The sequence below is a fragment of the Glacieibacterium sp. genome (assembly GCF_965200405.1).
Taxonomy (GTDB): domain Bacteria; phylum Pseudomonadota; class Alphaproteobacteria; order Sphingomonadales; family Sphingomonadaceae; genus Glacieibacterium.
The window spans coordinates 908,052-925,443 of sequence record NZ_OZ241356.1 but is presented as its reverse complement, the minus strand read 5'-3'; the positions used below and the strand labels follow the sequence as shown (position 1 = coordinate 925,443).

Genomic DNA, 17,392 nt, shown 5'->3' with positions numbered 1-17,392 from the left:
GGCCGGTCGCAACGCCGATCCCGACAGGCGAGACCCGGCACCTGCTGGCGGCGCTGGTCGGCAATCCCAATGCCGGCAAGACCTCGCTGTTCAACGCGCTGACCGGCTCGCGGCAGAAGGTCGGCAATTATCCAGGCGTCACCGTCGAGCGCAAGGCCGGGCGGCTGGTCCTGCCCGATGGCGCGGTCGCCGAGCTGGTCGACCTGCCCGGCACCTACAGCCTGACGCCACGCTCCCCCGACGAGGCGGTGACCCGCGACATGGTCCTCGGCGCCCAGGCCGGTGAGCGGCGGCCCGACGTCATCGTCGCGGTGATCGACGCGACCAATCTTCGCAACCATCTGCGCTTCGTGCTGGAGCTGCGCCGCCTCGGCCTGCCGATGGTGGTGGCGCTCAACATGGTCGACCTGGCCGAGCGCGATGGCACCGAAATCGACGTCGCGCAGCTCAGCCGCATCCTCGGGCTGGCGGTCATCCCCACCGTCGCGGTGCGCAAGCGCGGCCTGGCCGACCTGACCGCCGCCATCGCGCCGCTGTTCGACAAGGAGCCCGCCGCGCTGGCCTCGCCCGAGGCCGATATTCGACTGCTGCAGCGCGAGGCCCGCGCCATCGCCGACACGGTGACCCTGACGCAAGGTGCCGCCCGCCGCTGGTCGCAGCGCCTCGATGCGGTGGCGTTGCACCCGGTCGCCGGGCCGATCCTGCTGGCGGCGCTGCTGTTCCTGATGTTCCAGGCGGTGTTCACCTTCGCCGAGACGCCGATGGACTGGCTGACCGCAGGCGTCACGGCGCTGCAGGCGGAGATCACGACGCTGCTGCCCGATAACTGGCTGCGCAGCCTGCTCAACGACGGCGTGCTCGGCGGCGTCGGCATGGTCATCGTCTTCTTGCCGCAGATCCTGATCCTGTTCTTCTTCATCCTGTGCCTCGAGCAATCGGGCTATATGGTCCGCGCCGCCTTCCTGATGGACCGGCTGATGGCGCGCGTCGGCCTCAATGGCCGGGCCTTCATCCCGCTGATCAGCAGCTTTGCCTGCGCCATCCCCGGCATCATGGCGACGCGCACCATCGATGAGCCGAAAGACCGCCTGACCACCATCCTGATCGCGCCGCTGATGACGTGCTCGGCGCGCCTGCCGGTCTATGCCATCGTCATCGGGGCGTTCATTCCCGACCGCGCGGTGGGGGGCGTGTTCAACCTGCAGGGACTGGTGCTGTTCGGCCTGTACGGCTTTGGCGTCGCTGGCGCGCTGCTTGCCGCCTGGGCGCTGCGGCGCACGGTGACCAAGGGTTCGACGCCGACCTTCCTGATGGAAATGCCGCAATATCAATGGCCGGCGGGGCGCGACATCGGCATCGGCCTGTACCAGCGCGCCTGGGCGTTCCTGGCGCGCGCGGGCACCATCATCCTGCTGTCGACGCTGGCGCTGTGGGCGCTGGCGTCCTGGCCCAAACCGCCGGAGGGGGCGACGCGCCCGGCGCTGGAGTATTCGATTGCCGGCAAGATCGGCGCGGCGCTGGAGCCGGTGTTCCGCCCGATTGGCTTCAACAAGGAGATCGCGCTGGCGCTGGTGCCCGGCATGGCGGCGCGCGAGGTCGCGGTTTCGGCGCTCGGCACCGTCTATGCACTGCAGGGCGACGAGGGCACCGTCACCAGGTCGCTGGTCGATCGGCTGCGCGGTGCGTGGAGCCTGCCGACCGCGCTCGCCTTCCTCGCCTGGTACGTGTTTGCGCCGCAATGCATCTCGACGCTGGCGGTGACGCGGCGCGAGACCAACGGCTGGGCCTGGCCGGCGTTCATGTTCGGCTATCTGTTCGCCATGGCCTATGTCGCCGCCGGCGCGACCTTCTGGATCGCCACCTGGCTAGGCGGCTAGGCCCGACACGATGATGATCGCCGCGAACAGGCAAAGCGTCAGCAGCGACGACAGGCCGAGGATCACCGTCCGCACCAGCGCCCCGACGCGACCAAGCTGATACGCGCCCTTCAGCTGCGCATACATGTGGACCAGCGGCACGAACATCAGCACCAGCGTCACCGGCGCGACGAGCACCTCGCTACCGAACCTGAGCAGCAGCGCCCCCGCGACGAACAGCAGCGACATGAACGACAGCGAATAGAGCGCGAACACCGTGTGGTCGTAGATCGTCACGTCGCGCCGCCAGAAGAACAGCAGCCACAGCGTCGGTAGCGACAGAGGCACCAGCAGGAAGCTGAGTTTATAGGCTTTCTGCTCGATCTTGTAGAGCGCGAAGGCGGGGTCGAGGGCGGCCTCCTTGATCCGCGCGTCGACCTGCGGGATGCCGGTGTTCGGGATGACTCGGCCCGACTCCGCGGCGCGGCGCAGATCATCCTGCCAATTGCTGTCGGCGGCGGCCTCGGCCTGCCGCTTGCCGCCCGTCGCCGTTGGCGCTGCCGTGGCGCGCTTGAGATTAGCCGAGGCGATCTCGAGCCGGCGCTCGGCGGCGTCCGCGGCGGCCTGAAGCTTGGCCAGACCGGCCGCGCTGGTGCTGGGATCCTTGCGTGCCGCCGACAATTCGATGTTGGGGCCGATCAACCCGGTGCTTGCCTCGATCATCGCCTCGCGTGCCTTCGAGATCGTTGGAGTCACCGGTTCGCCGCCGCTGCCGATCGACGGGCCGCCGAGGAAGCCGAAGACGAAGAACATCAGGAAGACGGTCAGCAGGAACAACGCCAGCGGCGCGATATAGCGGGCGCGCTTGCCATAGACATAGTCGCGGGTCAGCCGTCCGGGCCGGGCCAGCAGCAGCGGCAGGGTGCGCCACGCCTTGCTGTCGAAATGGTACAGGCCGTGGAGGAATTCCTCGAAGACGTGCCCGACGGTGCGGTGGACGTGCCCGGCCTGGCCGCAGGCGTGGCAGTAGTGGCCCTCCAGCGCGGTGCCGCAATTGGCACAGATGCCGTGTGCCGGACGCCGGTCAGCTCCCGAATTGTCGATCGCATGCGCCGCCAGTCCAGCGGTCGCCATTGCCCCGACAGCCTCCACGTCCGCGTTCAATTGAATTCCCCGTCAACCCGCGGGCAAACTGGCGCAGCGCAGGTGCAATGACAAGCGGCTGCGTGTAGCGTCTTCGCGCTGGACGAATCGCTCGTCCAGCTCTATCGTTCACTATACGTTCTTTTGGATCGAGAAGGAATACGCATGGCCGGTGTCAACAAAGTCATCCTCGTCGGACGCCTGGGCAAGGACCCGGAGACGAAGGAATTCGGCAACGGCGGCCGTGTCGTCAAGTTCAGCCTGGCGACCTCCGAGAATTGGCGCGATAAGAACAGCGGCGAGCGCAAGGAGAAGACCGAGTGGCATAACATCGTGATCTTCAACGAGAATATCGGCAAGATCGCGAGCCAGTATCTGAAGAAGGGCAGCGAGGTCTATCTCGAAGGCTCGCTCCAGACCCGCAAGTGGCAGGACCAGTCGGGTGTCGAGAAGTACACCACCGAGGTCGTGCTGCAGAACTTCAACGGCAATCTGACCCTGCTCGGCGGCCGTGACGGCGGCGGCGAGGGTGGCGGTAGCGGCGGCGGTGGCGGTGAGTACGGCGGCCGCTCGGGTGGCGGTGGCGGTAACCGCGACTTCGGCGGAGCTCCGTCCGGTGGCGGCGGCGCGGCGAAGAAGCCGGCCTATGGCAGCGACTTCTCCGACGACCTCGACGACGACGTACCGTTCTGAGGTACGTTAGTCGCGCTTCAGGACCGCGAATGGGTTGGGGCGCTTGAGGGGTACGACATTATCCTCGGGCGTCACCGGCACCGCAGCCTCGGCACCGGGCGCGCGGGGATAGGGATCCAGCGCCAGGCCAAGGCTTTGCGCCGTCGCTTCACCGAGGTCGAGGTCGTCACCGTCGAGCGGCAGCGTATCGAGGTCGGCGCCGGAGAGTTCGATATCCTCGTCGTCGACCGACTGGGTCTCGGTAAAGCGCAGGTCGACCGGCTCATCCAGCGTAAAGGCGACCGGTTCGCCCGACAGGGCGCAGGGCTGGGCGCCGCGGGCAGCGATGGCGCCGCGCACCCGGATGCCGCCGGCCTCGCGGCGCAAGATGAAGTGCGCCGACAGGCTGTCGAGCGACAACAGCCCGAAACGGCGGATCAGGGCGCTGCGCTCGTCCGGGGTCGCGTCCACCGTTTCCGCGCGCTCGATGACGCCGATCTCATGGGCGTGGACTGTGCGCGAGAATTCTGGGGTCATGTGATCACTCCGGCTTTCAGGCGCTCGTACTGCGTTGCGTCGAGGCGTGCGCACAAGGCGCGAACCTCCTTCTCGGCCCAGTCGAGCACGATCGGATCGACGCCGGCGCCGCGGTACAGGTTGCGGGCAAGCGCATCACGCAACGCCTCGCCACCGGCCAGCGCGTCGCGGTAGGCACCGAGGCGCCCACCCAGCGCGCTGACCATATGGCCGACCTGCTTGCCGACCGTCGGGTCGCCGATCCCGAGCTGGCGCAGCGAGCCGTCCATGTCGGCGATAAAGCGCTCGGTAACGTCGACCGAATATTGTGCTGCGTCCTCGCGCTCCATGCGGATCAGCAGCAGCGCCAGCACCAGCGCGACCATGTCGAAGCGCCCGTCGGTCGTGTCGGGAACCTCGCCGCGCACATACCAGTCCGGGTTCCGCGCGATCTCGACGACACGGCGATACAGCGCATCGCCCGACGGCACCCGCCGCCCCGTCCAATCCGGCCACTTCATGCGCAAACCTTGTCCAATCCCGTAGGACGGCATATTGAGGCGCGCGAACCGGCTTGCAATGGCAGCCGACAGCAGTTGCCGGGAGTTTGCCCATGCGGGCCTCGAAGTATTTGGTCGCAGCCGCCCTCGTCTCGGTCGTCTTCCTGCCGGCGTGCAGCCGGATCAAGACCAACCAGGGCTATGTCATCGACGAGTCGCTGGTCACCGCGATCCAGCCGGGCGTCGACAATCGGACATCGGTCGAGAAGACGCTGGGCCGCCCGACTTTCGTCAGCGAGTTCGGTGGCCTCGACTGGTATTACGTCTCGCGCGCGACCAGCCAGCTGGCGTTTGCCGCACCCAAGCCGACTTCGCAGTCGGTGATCAAGGTGACGTTCGACGCCAAGGGCAATGTCGCCTCCGTGAACCGCCGAGGGCTGGAGCAGGTCGCCAACATCTCGCCGACCAAGGACAAGACTCCGACGCTGGGCCGCGACGCCGGCTTCTTCAGCGACCTGTTCGGGAATTTGGGTGCGGTCGGTGCAGGGACGGCGCCGGGTGGCGATACGACGGGCCGGGATGGACCGCGCTGAGCGCGGCCAAGACTAGGGTGAAATTCGCCCTTCTCGAATTTTGACCTAGTCGCGGACTCGCGCGAAGCCGGCCGGCGGGCGAGCCCTTCGCTCGACCCGACCGACGAAGAGCGGCTTTGCCGCGATACCCTTGCTTGCTGACCTAAGCTAGAAAGAGCCCATGCCGTCGGCCGGTTCGAGCGAAGTTGCTCACCCGCCGTCCGGGCTTGCGCGAGTCCGCGATCAGGCAGAAATTCGCGAAGGGCAAATTTCCACCTGATCGCCGGCCGCGCTACGCCCCTGCGAGAGCGGCAAGCAGCAACAACGCCACGATATTCGTGATCTTGATCATCGGATTGACCGCCGGCCCTGCTGTATCCTTGTACGGATCGCCAACCGTATCGCCCGTCACCGCCGCCTGGTGCGCGGGCGAGCCCTTGCCGCCGTAAGCGCCCATCTCGATGACCTTCTTGGCATTGTCCCACGCGCCGCCGCCGCTCGTCATCGAGATGGCGACGAACAACCCGGAGATGATGACGCCCATCAGCAACGCCCCCAAAGCCGCGAAGCCGTTGCCCTGGCCCGCTACCGCGGTGATCGCGTAATAGACCACGACCGGCGCCAGCACCGGCAGCAGCGACGGGACGATCATCTCCTTGATCGCGCCGGCGGTGACCAGCCCGACGGTGCGGGCGTAATCGGGACGGACGCTGCGGTCGGCGATGCCCGGGCTCTCGCGGAACTGGGCACGGATGTCCTGCGCCACGGCCTGGGCGGTGCGGCCGACCGCGGTCATCGCCATGCCGCCGAACAGATAGGGCAGCAGCGCGCCGAGCAGCAGGCCGACGACGACGTATGGGTTCGACAGCGCGAAATCGACCTTCACCGACCCGAAGAACTGCGTCAGATCCTCGGTATAGGTGGCGAACAGCACGAGCGCGGCGAGGCCGGCCGAGCCGATCGCATAGCCCTTGGTCACCGCCTTGGTGGTGTTGCCGACCGCGTCGAGCGCGTCGGTGCGTTCGCGGACTTCGCCCTCCAGCCCGGCCATCTCGGCGATGCCGCCGGCGTTGTCGGTGACCGGGCCGTAAGCGTCGAGTGCGACGACCATGCCGGCCAGCGCCAGCATCGCGGTTGCGGCGAAGGCGATGCCGATCAGGCCGGCGAGCTGGAAGCTGGCGATGATGCCGACGACGATGACCAGCGTCGGCATCGCGGTCGACTCCATCGACACGGCCAGGCCCTGGATGACGTTGGTGCCGTGGCCCGAATCCGACGCCTTGGCGATCGACTGGACGGGGCGATAGTTGGTGCCGGTGTAATATTCGGTGATCCAGACGATCAGCCCGGTGACGCCCAGCCCGACCAGCATGCACCAGAACAGGTCCATCGCGGTGAAGGCGGTCGATGCCGCGGTAACCCGCGCCATCTCGACGCCGGTCGCCTCGCGGGCGCTGCCGATGACGGCGTTCATGTCGGGGAAGATCGCATGGGTGGCGAAATACAGCGCCGGGATCGACAGCAGCGCGGTGACGATGAAGCCCTTGTACAGCGCGCCCATGATCGAGCCCTTGCCGAGCCGGACGAAATAGGTGCCGATGATCGAGGTCAGGATGCAGACGCCGCCCGCCAGCAGCGGCAGAGTCATCAGCTTCGCCGCATCGGGCCCCGCGACCAGTAGCGCGACCAGCACCATCGTCGCGCCGATGGTCACGACATAAGTCTCGAACAGATCGGCCGCCATGCCGGCGCAGTCGCCGACATTGTCGCCGACGTTATCGGCGATGACGCCCGGGTTACGGTCGTCGTCCTCGTCGAAGCCCAGCTCGTTCTTGCCGACCATGTCGGCGCCGACGTCGGCGGCCTTGGTGAAGATGCCGCCACCGAGCCGCGCGAAGATCGAGATCAGCGAGGCGCCGAAGCTCAGCGCGATCAGGGCGACGACGACCTGGCGCTGCTGCACCGCGTCGGCGACGTTCAGCCCGCGAACTTCGGTCAGCACGTAATAGACGCCCGAGATGGCGAGCAGCGCCAACCCGGCGACCAGCATGCCGGTGACGGCGCCGGAGCGGAACGCCATGGTCAGCCCGGCCTGCAGCGAATTACGCGCGGCTTCCGCGGTGCGGACGTTGGCGCGGACCGAGATGTTCATGCCGATGAAGCCGGTCGCCCCCGACAGGACTGCGCCGACGATGAAGGCGACGGCTGGAACCGGCCCGAGGAAGACCCCGACGAGGATGGCGATGACGACGCCGACGACCGCGATGGCGACGTACTGGCGCTTCAGATAGGCGTTGGCGCCTTCCTGGATGGCGACGGCGATTTCCTGCATCCGGGCGTTGCCGGGCGAGGCGCTGAGTATCTGGCGAGAGGTTATCAGGCCGTAAAGCACTGCGAGAACGCCGCAGCCGATCGCCACCAAGACCATGTCCATCGTCGCTAATCCCCCCAAGACGCCCACCTTTTTGGCAGTGCGCGGTCAAAATCCCGAACCGTTGGGGGAAGATTGGCCGATGGGGAGGTACTTGGCAAGTATTGGCGGCGGCCCCGCGTGGAGCCGCCGCCGTCAGTTCAAGTTCAGGCTTCTTCTTCGAAGGTCACGGCGACGTCGGCATTGGCCGACAGGCGAACCTTGTCGCCCTCTACATCGGCGACCAGCCCGGTCGAGATGTAATGGTGATGGCCCTCGTGCGAACCCTGGCCGCTGTCCTTCTTGGTCAGCTTGATGCGGCCGCCCTCGACCTTGTCGACGGTGCCGACATGGACGCCATCGGCGCCGATGACTTCCATGTGTTCAGCGATCTTCTCGAGCATTGTCTTTCTCCTTGGGTGATGAAAGGCTTAGGCTACAGTTGCCTTGAGGATCTTGCCTGGGGTGCGCGGTGGCTCGCCCTTCGGCAGCGCGTCGACATGCTCCATGCCGTCGGTGACCTGGCCCCAGACGGTGTACTGGCCGTCGAGGAAGCTGCTGTCGCCGAAGCAGATGAAGAACTGGCTGTTGGCGCTGTTCGGAGCACTAGTGCGCGCCATCGAGCAGGTGCCGCGGACGTGCGGCTCCTTGGTGAACTCGGCCTTGATATCGGGCTTCTTGGAGCCGCCGCTGCCGGTGCCGCTGGGGTCGCCGCCCTGCGCCATGAAACCCGGGATGACGCGGTGGAAGACGACGCCGTCGTAAAAGCCCTCGCTGGCGAGCTCGGTGATGCGCGCGACGTGGCCGGGCGCCAGATCGGGACGCAGCTTGATCGTCACATCCCCGCTGTCGAGGGTGAGGGTCAGTGTCTGGGGCGTATCGGTCACGTCGTTCTCCTGAAAGTTCGGCGTGTAACTAGGGTCGCAGCACCCATTCGCCAAGCACCAGCCGTAACGCACCGGGCAGCGGAGACGGTCCATCGGACCCGCGGTGCACCATGACGGTGTCGCAAAGCCCGATGCACAGGCCGCGCTGGAACATGCCCATCGCCGCGCGGTAGCTGGTGTTGCCGATGCCGTGGACGCCGTAGCCGATGGTCACCGGGTCGGGGTAATGGCCCTCCGCCAGGTAGTCGATCGCGACATGGCCGACGAGGTAGCGGACATGGCCAAGTTCGGGATGTGCCTCGCGCAGCGCCCAGTTGAAGCGCACCCGACCCTCCTCGTACAATCGCGAGACGGCGACGTTGTTGAGGTGGCGGTTGACGTCCATGTCGGTGAAGCGCGTCTCCAGCGCCGCGCTCCACGGGTAGGTGGCAAGGTCGCGGCGGCGGGGATCGTTCCGCATCTCCGGGCTCACTTGGGCGGCGAGACCTCGGCGGCGCGGGCATAGGCGGCGATCGTGGCGGGGCGCGCCTTCACGGCTTCGTACCAGCGCGACAGGTGCGTCAGCGCGTCGATGCTGGCCATGTTGTTGGTGACGACGGCGAAGACCCAAGGGTAGCTCGCCATGTCGGCGACGCTGTAGCTCGCGCCGCCGAGGAACTCGCTCTCGGCCAGCCGCCGGTCCATGACCCCGAGCAGGCGCATGGTTTCGTCGGTATAGCGCTTGATACCATACTCGATCTTTTCCGGCGCAAAGCGGACGAAGTGGCTCGCCTGGCCGGCCATCGGGCCGAGGCCACCGACCTGCCAGAACAGCCACTCCTTGATGGCGACACGCTCGCGCAGCGTGTCGCCGGCGAAGCGGTGCGCCTTCTTGGCGAGGTACAGCAGGATGGCGCCGGATTCGAAGACGCTGAGCGGGCCGCCGCCGTCGCCGGGCTCGTGGTCGACGATCGCCGGCATGCGGTTGTTGGGCGAAATCTTGAGGAAGGCTGGCTCGAACTGCTCGTTCTTGGTGATGTTCACCGGCTTGATCGTATAGGCAATCCCCGCTTCCTCGAGGAACAGCGTGATCTTTCGGCCATTCGGCGTCGGCCAATAATAGAAGTCGATCATCGGGGGAGTCCTTATCGGGCGTCGCGGTTATTTCGGCGCATCGTGTCGCAGGCGCAAGGTGTAGGCTGCCCGTTCCGCTCCCCGTCATCCCGGCGAATGCCGGGACCCATTCAGCTCAGGCCCAGGGGGAAGGCCAGAAGGCCCGGCCAGCGACCGAGATCGATGCCGAATGGGTCCCGACCTGCGCCGGGATGACGCCAATTTCAAACGCGGCCCTACTGCGTCCGACCCCGCGCCTGGACGGCGGCGCGGTTCGCCTCGATCGCGGCAGGCCCCACGGCGGCATTGGCGAGGCTCGACCGCTCATGCTCGATCGCCATGCCGTCGCCGAAGTTAGCGGCATAGCCGTCGTCGATCAGCCGCTTGTAGGCGCATGCAAACCCCGGCTCGACCGACGCCATGTCCGCTGCGAGCCGCTTCGCCAGCGGGACCAGCTCGTTCGCCGCGACGACGCGGTTGACCAGTCCCCAGTCGGCAGCCGTCGCGGCATCGAGGAAATTGCCGGTCAGCGACAGTTCCTTGGCGCGGTACGGCCCGATCAGCCGCGACAGCTTCTGCGACAGGCCCCAGCCCGGCATGATGCCGATCCGCGCATGGCTGTCGGCGAAGCGCGCGTTGTCGGAGGCGATCAGCACGTCGCAGGCCAGCGCCAGTTCGAACCCGCCGGTGATGGCGACGCCGTTGATCGCGCCGATCACCGGCTTGCCGCACTGTTCGATGGCACGCACCGGATTGTCCTCGGGCGACTGGGCGTTCGCCGCGCCCATTGCACCGGCATCGCTGCCCAGTTCCTTCAGGTCGAGACCTGCGGTGAAGGCGCGGGTGCCCGCTCCGGTCAGCACGACGGCGCGAACATCGTCGTTGCCGTCCAGCGCCAGCATGACCCGCGCCAGCTCGGCGCGCAGCGAGCGCGACAGCGCGTTCATCGCCTGCGGCCGGTTGAGAGTGACCAGCGCGACATGATCGGCGATCTCGACCAATAGCTCGTCCAAGCTGACCTCCGTTTGACTGCCTCGCGGTGTTGTGACGCTCCGCCGCCAGCGCGTCAAAGCCGGATATTGCCAGCCTTGCCCGCGGGCAATAAGGATCGATGCGTGTCAGTTGAACAGCTTGCCGACGAGAATACAGCGCCCGGCGGCTCGGATGCAAAGCCGCCCGCTGCGCTTTCGCGAAGGAACGTTCCGGCCTGGATCTGGCTGGTGTTCCTGGCCGGGGCGGTCGGTCTGATGCTGTTGTTCGGCTCGCTGTACCGGGCCAACCAGGAGGCCAATGCGGAGCGCGACCGCGCCATCGCCTGGCAGAGCCACACCTATGACGTGATGCTGACCGCCGAGCGGATGCTGTCGGCGGTGTTCGATGCACAGCGCACCCTGCGCGGCTATATGCTGAGCCGCGATGCGACCTTCGTCGCGCCGTTCGACGCGGCGGCCGGCAAGGTGGAGCCGCTGCTCGCCCGGCTGCGGACGCTGACGCGCGACAATCCCGAGCAGGTCAGGCGGCTTGCCCTGCTCGACAAGATGGTCGGCGACCAGGTCGACCGGATGCGGGAAGCGGTACTCAACGGGCGGGCCGGTCGCTGGGCCGAACTCTCGGAGCGATTGCGCGAGGGCGCCGGCGAAAACACCGTTGGTGCCAGCCGCGAACTGGTCGGGCAGATCGTCGCCGAGGAGCAGGGCCTGCTGCGCGGTCGCCGCGCCGAGGTCAGTCGCGCCGATCTCCGTGCCGGTGCAGCGACCCGCGCCTTGTCGATTGCCGGCAGCATGCTGATGCTGATCATGTTGCTCGCCGGCTATATCGCCCTGCGCAGCGGCGCCCGGGCTCGGCAGGCACTGGCCGATGCACAGATCCTGGAGCGCGCCCGTGATGCGCTGGAGGCCGCGGTCGCGGTGCGGACCCGCGAGATCGCTGCTTCACACGCCGCGCTGAAGGAGGAGATCGTCCGCTCGCGCGCTGCCGAGGAGCAGGTTCGCCAGCTCCAGAAGCTTGAATCGGTGGGCCAGCTTACCGGCGGCATCGCGCATGATTTCAACAACATGCTGGCGATCATCATCGGCAGCCTGGACCTGGTGACGCGGCGCCTGAAAAGCACCGACGAGCGGGTGACCAAATATCTCGACAATGCCATGGACGGTGCCAAGCGCGCTGCGGCGCTGACGGCGCGGCTGCTGGCGTTCTCGCGGCAGCAGGCGCTGGCCCCACAGCCGCTGGATGCCAACAAGTTCGTCGGCCATATCTCGGAACTGCTGCGCCGCACGCTGGGCGAGGCGATCGCCATCGAGACCGTTCTCGCGGGCGGACTATGGCGGACCTATGCGGATTCGGGCGAGCTCGAGAACGCCATCGTCAACCTGGCGGTCAATGCGCGCGACGCGATGGAGGGCAAGGGCAGGCTGACCATCGAGACCGCCAACTCGCACCTCGACGACGCCTATGCGGCGGAACATGCGGGCGTGGCGCCGGGCCAGTATGTCGCGGTCTGCGTCACCGATACCGGCGGCGGCATGCCGGCCGAAGTCGTCGCCCGGGCCTTCGATCCGTTCTTCACCACCAAGACCGTCGGCAAGGGCACCGGCCTCGGGCTGAGCCAGGTCTATGGTTTCGTCAAACAGTCGGGCGGGCACGTCAAGATCTACTCGGAAGCCGGCAAGGGCACGACGGTCAAGCTGTACCTGCCGCGCTGGTTCGGCCCCGATGCCGAAATCCGCAACGACGACGGCTTCTCGGGCGAGATGCCGCGCGCCATCGAGGGCGAGGTGGTCCTGGTGGCCGAAGACGAGGAGCGGGTGCGCCTGATCACCGTCGATGCCCTGCGCGACCTAGGCTATACCGTCGTCCATGCCAGCGACGGCGCGGCGGCCCTGCTGGCGCTCGAGGACCAGCCGCGTATCGACCTGCTGTTCACCGATATCGTCATGCCGGGCATGACCGGGCGCGAACTTGCCGACGAGGCGGTGTCGCGGCGGCCCGGGCTGAAGGTGCTGTACACGACCGGCTACACGCGCAATGCCGTGGTCCATAATGGCACGCTCGACGCCAATGTCGCGTTCCTGCCCAAGCCGTTCGGGGTGCACTCGCTGGCGGTCAAGGTCCGGCAGGTGCTCGACGGCGGCGGCATCAACCGCCTGATCTAAGCAACGTCATCCCGGCGCATGCCGGGACCCATTCGCCAAGCTGTTCGAAGTAAGACACCTTGCGTCGAACACGACCGCAGCCGCGGATGATCGCTGAATGGGTCCCGGCATGCGCCGGGATGACGACTGGCGCTACTTCTGACCCCGGCCGCGGCCTTTGGTCATCGGATCCGGCTTCTTCGGGCGCACCCAACCCTCCGGCGGGGTCATCCGTTGCTGGCTCGTGCCCAGCCCCATGGCGCCGGGCTGCTGGCGGTGCAGTTCCCCGGCCTCGCGTGCAGCATCCGCCTGCAGCAGCGCCTTCAGCTCGTCTCGGAGGCGCGCGGCATATTCGAAGTCGTTCGCCGCTGCCGCCGCGCGCATCTGGTTTTCGAGGTTCTCGCGTACCGTCGCCATCTAGACCAGATCGGGGGCGCGCGCCTCGCTTGCAAGACGCGCCACGACATCGGCCAGCGGCAGCACGACCTGTTCGCCGCCGCCGAGCGGGCGCAGCGCCACGGTGCGCTCCTCGGCCTCGCGGCGACCCAGCACCAGCAGGTACGGCACCTTGGCCAGGCTGTGCTCGCGGACCTTGTAGTTGATTTTCTCGTTACGCTGGTCGGTCTCGGTGCGCAGGCCGGCCCGGGTCAGCAGCGCGGCGACTTCCTCCGCATATTCGTCGGCGTCGGAGACGATCGTCGCGACGACCGCCTGCACCGGCGCCAGCCACAGCGGGAAGCGCCCGGCGTGATGCTCGATCAGGATGCCGATGAAGCGCTCGAACGTCCCGAGAATGGCGCGGTGGAGCATCACCGGCCGGTGTCGCGCGCCGTCCTCGCCGACATACGACGCGTCGAGGCGCTCGGGCAGGACATAGTCGAGCTGGATCGTGCCGCACTGCCAGGTCCGCCCGATCGCATCGGTCAGGTGGAACTCGAGCTTGGGCGAATAGAAAGCGCCTTCGCCCGGCAGCTCCTCCCAGCCATATTCAGGGCCCTGTCGACCGGCGAGGAACACCGCCTCGCGCAGGTCGCCCTCGGCGCGGTCCCACATCTCGTCGGTGCCGAAGCGCTTGTCGGGGCGCAGCGCCAGCTTGATCGCGTAGCTGGTGAAGCCAAGATCCTTGTAGATCACGTCGAGCAGCTCGCAGAACAGCCGCACTTCCTCGACGATCTGGTCCTCGCGGCAGAAGATATGCGCGTCGTCCTGGGTGAACTGGCGGACGCGCATGATGCCGTGCAGCGCGCCGTGCGGCTCGTTGCGGTGACAGCAGCCGAATTCAGCCAGCCGCAGCGGCAGGTCGCGATACGACTTGATGCCCTGGCGGAAGATCAGCACGTGCGCTGGGCAATTCATCGGCTTCAAGGCCATCAAATCGCCCTCGCCGGTCAGCACCGGGCCCTCGTCGTCGACGTTCGGCACCTCGTCGGGCACGACGAACATGTTCTCGCGGTACTTGCCCCAATGGCCCGACGCCTCCCACTGGCGCGCGTCCATCAGCTGCGGGGTCTTGACCTCCAGATAGCCCGCGGCATCGAGGCGCCGGCGCATGTACGCCTCCAGCGCCCGCCACAGCACGAAGCCCTTGGGGTGCCAGAACACCGAGCCCTGCGCCTCGGCCTGGAGGTGGAACAGGTCCATGTCCTGCCCGATGCGGCGGTGGTCGCGCTTCGCTGCTTCCTCCAGCCGTACCAGGTGCGCGTCGAGCTGCTTCTTGTTGAGCCAGCCGGTGCCGTAGATGCGGCTGAGCATCGCATTGGCCTGGTCGCCGCGCCAATAGGCTCCCGACACGCGGGTCAGCTTGAACGCTTGCGGGTCGAGCTTGCCGGTCGACGGCATATGCGGGCCCCGGCACAGGTCGAGCCAGTCGCCGGCGCGGTAGATGGTCAGCGCCTCGCCCTCGGGCAGCTCGGCCGCCCATTCGGCCTTGAAGCTCTCGCCGTGCTCCTTGAAATAGGCGATCAGCTGGTCGCGCTGCCATTCCTCGCGGACCAGCGGCGCGTTGCGGGCGATGATGGCGCGCATCTCCGCCTCGATCAGCGGCAGGTCCTCGTCGGTGAACGGGCGGTCGGCGGGCGCGAAGTCATAATAGAAGCCATCGTCGGTCGACGGTCCGAAGGTGATCTGGGTGTTCGGAAACAGGTGCTGCACCGCTTCGGCCAGCACATGCGCATAGTCGTGGCGCGCCAGCTCCAGCGCGTCGGCCTCGTCCTTCGACGTCACCAGCGAAAATTTCGCATCGCCTTCGATAGGGCGTGACAGGTCGCGCATCTCGCCGTCGATGCGCGCCGCCAGCGCTGCCTTGGCGAGGCCCGGGCCGATGCTGGCCGCAACCTCCGCCGGCGTAGTCCCGCGCGCCACTTCGCGCATGGAGCCGTCGGGAAGGGTGAGGGTGATGAGGTCGGACATAACCGGGCGCACCTGCGGGAAAGCAGGCGGGCAAGTCAAGTTTTGCCCGGTCCGCTTCAGGGTCAGACGTGACCCGGCCTTCCGTCTTGCTTTCCCGGGCCGGTAGCCGATGATGCCGCATGATCCTGCCCGACTTCACGCTTGATCGTCGCCGCCTGCTCGGCGGAGCGCTGCTCGCGGCCACGCTCGGGTCGCTGCCGCGCCTGGCAGATGCCGCGGAGATCGACACGTCGGGCCTGAGCAACATCACCGGCGCCGTGCCGCGCATCGGGGCCGCCGAGCGGGCGGCCCGGCTGGAGCGGGCGCAGTCGTTGATGCAGGCGGCGGGTATCGCGGCGATCCTGGTCGAGCCCGGCGCCTCGCTGATCTATTTCACCGGCATCGACTGGTTCCGTAGCGAGCGGCTGACGCTGGCGATCATTCCGGCGCGTGGCCAGCCGGTCATCGTCACCTCGTTCTTCGAAGAGCCCTCGGTCAGACAGACGCTCGGCATCCCCGCCGACGTCCGCGTCTGGCAGGAGGACGAGAGCCCGCACGCGCTGGTCGCCGCCGCGCTGCGCCAGTTCGGCGCTGAAAAGGCCGTGGTCGGCATCGAGGAAAGCGTGCGCTTCTTTGCCAGCGACGGTCTGGCGCACCTGTTGCCGGGCGTCCGGCTGGTCTCCGCCGACCCGATCGTGCGTGGCTGCCGGATGATCAAGACGGCGCCCGAGATCGCGCTGATGCAGGCAGCGACCGACGTCACCATCGCCGCCTATCGCTGGACCTGGCCGCGCATCCGCACGGGCATGACGCCCGAGCAGATTGGCGCGATGATGGACGCCGCGACGATCAAGCTCGGCGGCGTGCCAGAGTTCTCGCTGATCCTGCTCGGCGAGGCCGCCGCCTATCCGCATGGCTCCAACAAGCCGCAGGCGGTGCGAGAGGGCGAAGTCGTTCTGATGGACTGCGGCTGCACGGTGCAGGGCTATCAATCCGACGTGTCGCGGACCTTCGTGCCCGGCACCGCTCCCGACGCCGTGCGCCGCGTCTGGGACATCGTCGCCAAAGGCCAGCAGACGGCGTTTGCAGCCGCGCGGATCGGCGTTCCGGCGGGCAGTATCGACGATGCGGTCCGCGGCTATTACACGGCGCAGGGCTTCGGCCCCGGCTACCGCCTGCCCGGCCTGTCGCATCGCACCGGCCACGGCATCGGGCTCGACGGGCACGAGCCGGTCAACCTCGTCCACGGCGAAGCGACGCGGCTGGCGCCGGGCATGTGCTTTTCGAACGAGCCCGGGCTGTACCTTCCCGGCAAGTTCGGCGTGCGGCTGGAGGATTGCTTCCACATGACCGCGACCGGTCCGCGCTGGTTCTCGACGCCACCGCGATCGCTCGATCACCCGTTCGACTAGGCTGGTGTCTCCGCGGCCGGGACGGGCAGCGACCTTGCAGCGTCTTGACCGGGGCGGCGCGCTGCCCCAACTCCGCCCGCGATGACCATCGCCGATTTCGAAGATGTCGAGGCCGAGTTCGAGGCGCTCGACGAGTGGGACGACCGCTACCGGTTGTTGATCGACCTCGGTCGGGCGCTGCCGGCGATGCCCGACGTGCTCAAGACCGACGCGACGCGGGTTCGCGGTTGCGCCAGCCAGGTCTGGCTGTACCCGACGAAACAGGGCGATCGCCTGCACTTCGACGCGGACAGCGACGCCGCGATCGTCAAGGGACTTGTGGCGCTGGTGCTACTGCTGGTGCAGGACCGCGACGCCGCCAGCATCGACCCGGCAGCGATCCGCGCCAGGCTCGATGCACTGGGCCTGTCCAAGCACCTGTCGTCCAACCGCACTCAGGGCCTCGCCTCGATGATCGCCCGTATCGGCGAACTGGCGCACCCGGCCTGAGTAACGGCGCCGCGTCATCCACGCCGAATAATAGTCGATTCTAGGTCGTAACAAGTTACGTTACGACCACGGTCTGGTAATGAATAATTAAGACACGTGCACCTGTGTGATAATTTCAGCACACCGCCCGATCTTCGGCCGATGCAGTAAATCAGCGCATTGCCAGCACCGCATCCCACCAAATAGGGTCACTGATACTTCGAGCCGATGGGCACGGTTTGTCAACATTTTGGTCCGGCTGGACCATGGGGTATGTAGCATGAACTTGATTTCTGGACGTTGGCCTTCGCTTTCCAGCGCTATGGGCCGCACTGTTCTTCTAGG

17 protein-coding genes are annotated in these 17,392 nt (G+C 67.2%); 6 read left to right on the top strand and 11 right to left on the bottom strand.

All coding sequences use genetic code 11. The features are described 5' to 3' along the window. The first annotated feature begins 41 nt into the window (after positions 1–41). Positions 42–1,877 (top strand): ferrous iron transporter B, encoded by a 1,836-nt coding sequence (gene feoB / locus ACOFKW_RS04120; protein ID WP_419816862.1) that lies wholly within the window; start codon positions 42–44, stop codon positions 1,875–1,877. Here the strand turns inward: feoB and ACOFKW_RS04115 are convergent. Next, a complete protein-coding gene (locus ACOFKW_RS04115; protein WP_419816082.1) occupies positions 1,866–3,020 on the bottom strand; it encodes a DUF3667 domain-containing protein in 1,155 nt (384 codons plus the stop codon). The two genes, feoB and ACOFKW_RS04115, sit on opposite strands and share 12 nt — an antisense overlap. 144 nt (positions 3,021–3,164) lie before the next feature. Here ACOFKW_RS04115 and ssb point away from each other — a divergent pair, with 144 nt between their 5' ends. Beyond that, the gene (gene ssb / locus ACOFKW_RS04110) at positions 3,165–3,692 is read left to right on the top strand and encodes a single-stranded DNA-binding protein (RefSeq protein ID WP_419816081.1); all 528 of its coding nucleotides are present in this window, start codon (positions 3,165–3,167) and stop codon (positions 3,690–3,692) included. Positions 3,693–3,698: 6 nt separating this feature from the next. Here the strand turns inward: ssb and ACOFKW_RS04105 are convergent, their stop codons facing one another. Both ACOFKW_RS04105 and ACOFKW_RS04100 read right to left on the bottom strand, forming a co-directional pair. Continuing rightward, positions 3,699–4,208 carry a YceD family protein gene (locus ACOFKW_RS04105; RefSeq protein ID WP_419816080.1) on the bottom strand — a complete coding sequence of 170 codons (510 nt, stop codon included), beginning with the start codon at positions 4,206–4,208 and terminating at the stop codon, positions 3,699–3,701. Beyond that, on the bottom strand, positions 4,205–4,708 hold the full coding sequence (locus ACOFKW_RS04100) for a ubiquinol-cytochrome C chaperone family protein (protein WP_419816079.1): 504 nt from the start codon (positions 4,706–4,708) through the stop codon (positions 4,205–4,207). Before ACOFKW_RS04100 ends, ACOFKW_RS04105 begins: the two co-directional genes overlap by 4 nt. A 92-nt stretch (positions 4,709–4,800) precedes the next feature. Between ACOFKW_RS04100 and ACOFKW_RS04095 the strand changes: the two genes are divergently transcribed. Further along, positions 4,801–5,280, top strand: a complete 480-nt coding sequence (locus ACOFKW_RS04095) for an outer membrane protein assembly factor BamE (protein ID WP_419816078.1) — start codon at positions 4,801–4,803, stop codon at positions 5,278–5,280. 271 nt (positions 5,281–5,551) lie between these two features. Here the strand turns inward: ACOFKW_RS04095 and ACOFKW_RS04090 are convergent, their stop codons facing one another. The 6 genes from ACOFKW_RS04090 to ACOFKW_RS04065 all read right to left on the bottom strand — a co-directional run bounded on the left by ACOFKW_RS04090 (position 5,552) and on the right by ACOFKW_RS04065 (position 10,661). After that, complete coding sequence (locus ACOFKW_RS04090; RefSeq protein ID WP_419816077.1) at positions 5,552–7,693, bottom strand: sodium-translocating pyrophosphatase; 2,142 nt, start codon at positions 7,691–7,693, stop codon at positions 5,552–5,554. A gap of 143 nt (positions 7,694–7,836) precedes the next feature. Continuing rightward, positions 7,837–8,073, bottom strand: a complete 237-nt coding sequence (locus ACOFKW_RS04085) for a DUF2171 domain-containing protein (RefSeq protein ID WP_419816076.1) — start codon at positions 8,071–8,073, stop codon at positions 7,837–7,839. Positions 8,074–8,100: 27 nt separating this feature from the next. Further along, complete coding sequence (locus tag ACOFKW_RS04080; protein ID WP_419816075.1) at positions 8,101–8,556, bottom strand: peptidylprolyl isomerase; 456 nt, start codon at positions 8,554–8,556, stop codon at positions 8,101–8,103. A gap of 28 nt (positions 8,557–8,584) precedes the next feature. After that, positions 8,585–9,016, bottom strand: a complete 432-nt coding sequence (locus tag ACOFKW_RS04075) for an acyl-CoA thioesterase (RefSeq protein WP_419816074.1) — start codon at positions 9,014–9,016, stop codon at positions 8,585–8,587. An 8-nt stretch (positions 9,017–9,024) separates the two neighbouring features. After that, a complete protein-coding gene (locus tag ACOFKW_RS04070) occupies positions 9,025–9,669 on the bottom strand; it encodes a glutathione S-transferase N-terminal domain-containing protein (RefSeq protein WP_419816073.1) in 645 nt (214 codons plus the stop codon). A gap of 215 nt (positions 9,670–9,884) precedes the next feature. Beyond that, positions 9,885–10,661 carry an enoyl-CoA hydratase gene (locus ACOFKW_RS04065; protein WP_419816072.1) on the bottom strand — a complete coding sequence of 259 codons (777 nt, stop codon included), beginning with the start codon at positions 10,659–10,661 and terminating at the stop codon, positions 9,885–9,887. A gap of 102 nt (positions 10,662–10,763) precedes the next feature. Here ACOFKW_RS04065 and ACOFKW_RS04060 point away from each other — a divergent pair, with 102 nt between their 5' ends. Further along, a complete protein-coding gene (locus tag ACOFKW_RS04060) occupies positions 10,764–12,800 on the top strand; it encodes a CHASE3 domain-containing protein (RefSeq protein WP_419816071.1) in 2,037 nt (678 codons plus the stop codon). A 132-nt stretch (positions 12,801–12,932) separates the two neighbouring features. Here ACOFKW_RS04060 and ACOFKW_RS04055 read toward each other — a convergent pair whose 3' ends face one another. Together ACOFKW_RS04055 and thrS are read right to left on the bottom strand one after the other, a co-directional pair. Continuing rightward, the gene (locus ACOFKW_RS04055) at positions 12,933–13,196 is read right to left on the bottom strand and encodes a UvrB/UvrC motif-containing protein (protein ID WP_419816070.1); all 264 of its coding nucleotides are present in this window, start codon (positions 13,194–13,196) and stop codon (positions 12,933–12,935) included. Next, positions 13,197–15,188, bottom strand: a complete 1,992-nt coding sequence (gene thrS, locus ACOFKW_RS04050; protein WP_419816069.1) for a threonine--tRNA ligase — start codon at positions 15,186–15,188, stop codon at positions 13,197–13,199. Between the two features lie 119 nt (positions 15,189–15,307). On the opposite strand from thrS, the gene ACOFKW_RS04045 reads away from it, so the two are divergent. Together ACOFKW_RS04045 and ACOFKW_RS04040 are read left to right on the top strand one after the other, a co-directional pair. After that, positions 15,308–16,579 (top strand): M24 family metallopeptidase, encoded by a 1,272-nt coding sequence (locus ACOFKW_RS04045; RefSeq protein ID WP_419816068.1) that lies wholly within the window; start codon positions 15,308–15,310, stop codon positions 16,577–16,579. An 81-nt stretch (positions 16,580–16,660) separates the two neighbouring features. Continuing rightward, positions 16,661–17,068 carry a SufE family protein gene (locus tag ACOFKW_RS04040; RefSeq protein ID WP_419816067.1) on the top strand — a complete coding sequence of 136 codons (408 nt, stop codon included), beginning with the start codon at positions 16,661–16,663 and terminating at the stop codon, positions 17,066–17,068. Positions 17,069–17,392: the final 324 nt, after the last annotated feature.

Coding starts and splice junctions, on each gene's coding strand:
- ssb (WP_419816081.1), top strand. CDS start 3,165: ATGGCCGGTGTCAACAAAGTCATCCTCGTCGGACGCCTGGGCAAGGAC.
- ACOFKW_RS04105 (WP_419816080.1), bottom strand. CDS start 4,208: ATGACCCCAGAATTCTCGCGCACAGTCCACGCCCATGAGATCGGCGTC.
- ACOFKW_RS04100 (WP_419816079.1), bottom strand. CDS start 4,708: ATGAAGTGGCCGGATTGGACGGGGCGGCGGGTGCCGTCGGGCGATGCG.
- ACOFKW_RS04095 (WP_419816078.1), top strand. CDS start 4,801: ATGCGGGCCTCGAAGTATTTGGTCGCAGCCGCCCTCGTCTCGGTCGTC.
- ACOFKW_RS04090 (WP_419816077.1), bottom strand. CDS start 7,693: ATGGACATGGTCTTGGTGGCGATCGGCTGCGGCGTTCTCGCAGTGCTT.
- ACOFKW_RS04085 (WP_419816076.1), bottom strand. CDS start 8,073: ATGCTCGAGAAGATCGCTGAACACATGGAAGTCATCGGCGCCGATGGC.
- ACOFKW_RS04075 (WP_419816074.1), bottom strand. CDS start 9,016: ATGCGGAACGATCCCCGCCGCCGCGACCTTGCCACCTACCCGTGGAGC.
- ACOFKW_RS04070 (WP_419816073.1), bottom strand. CDS start 9,669: ATGATCGACTTCTATTATTGGCCGACGCCGAATGGCCGAAAGATCACG.
- ACOFKW_RS04055 (WP_419816070.1), bottom strand. CDS start 13,196: ATGGCGACGGTACGCGAGAACCTCGAAAACCAGATGCGCGCGGCGGCA.
- thrS (WP_419816069.1), bottom strand. CDS start 15,188: ATGTCCGACCTCATCACCCTCACCCTTCCCGACGGCTCCATGCGCGAA.
- ACOFKW_RS04045 (WP_419816068.1), top strand. CDS start 15,308: ATGATCCTGCCCGACTTCACGCTTGATCGTCGCCGCCTGCTCGGCGGA.
- ACOFKW_RS04040 (WP_419816067.1), top strand. CDS start 16,661: ATGACCATCGCCGATTTCGAAGATGTCGAGGCCGAGTTCGAGGCGCTC.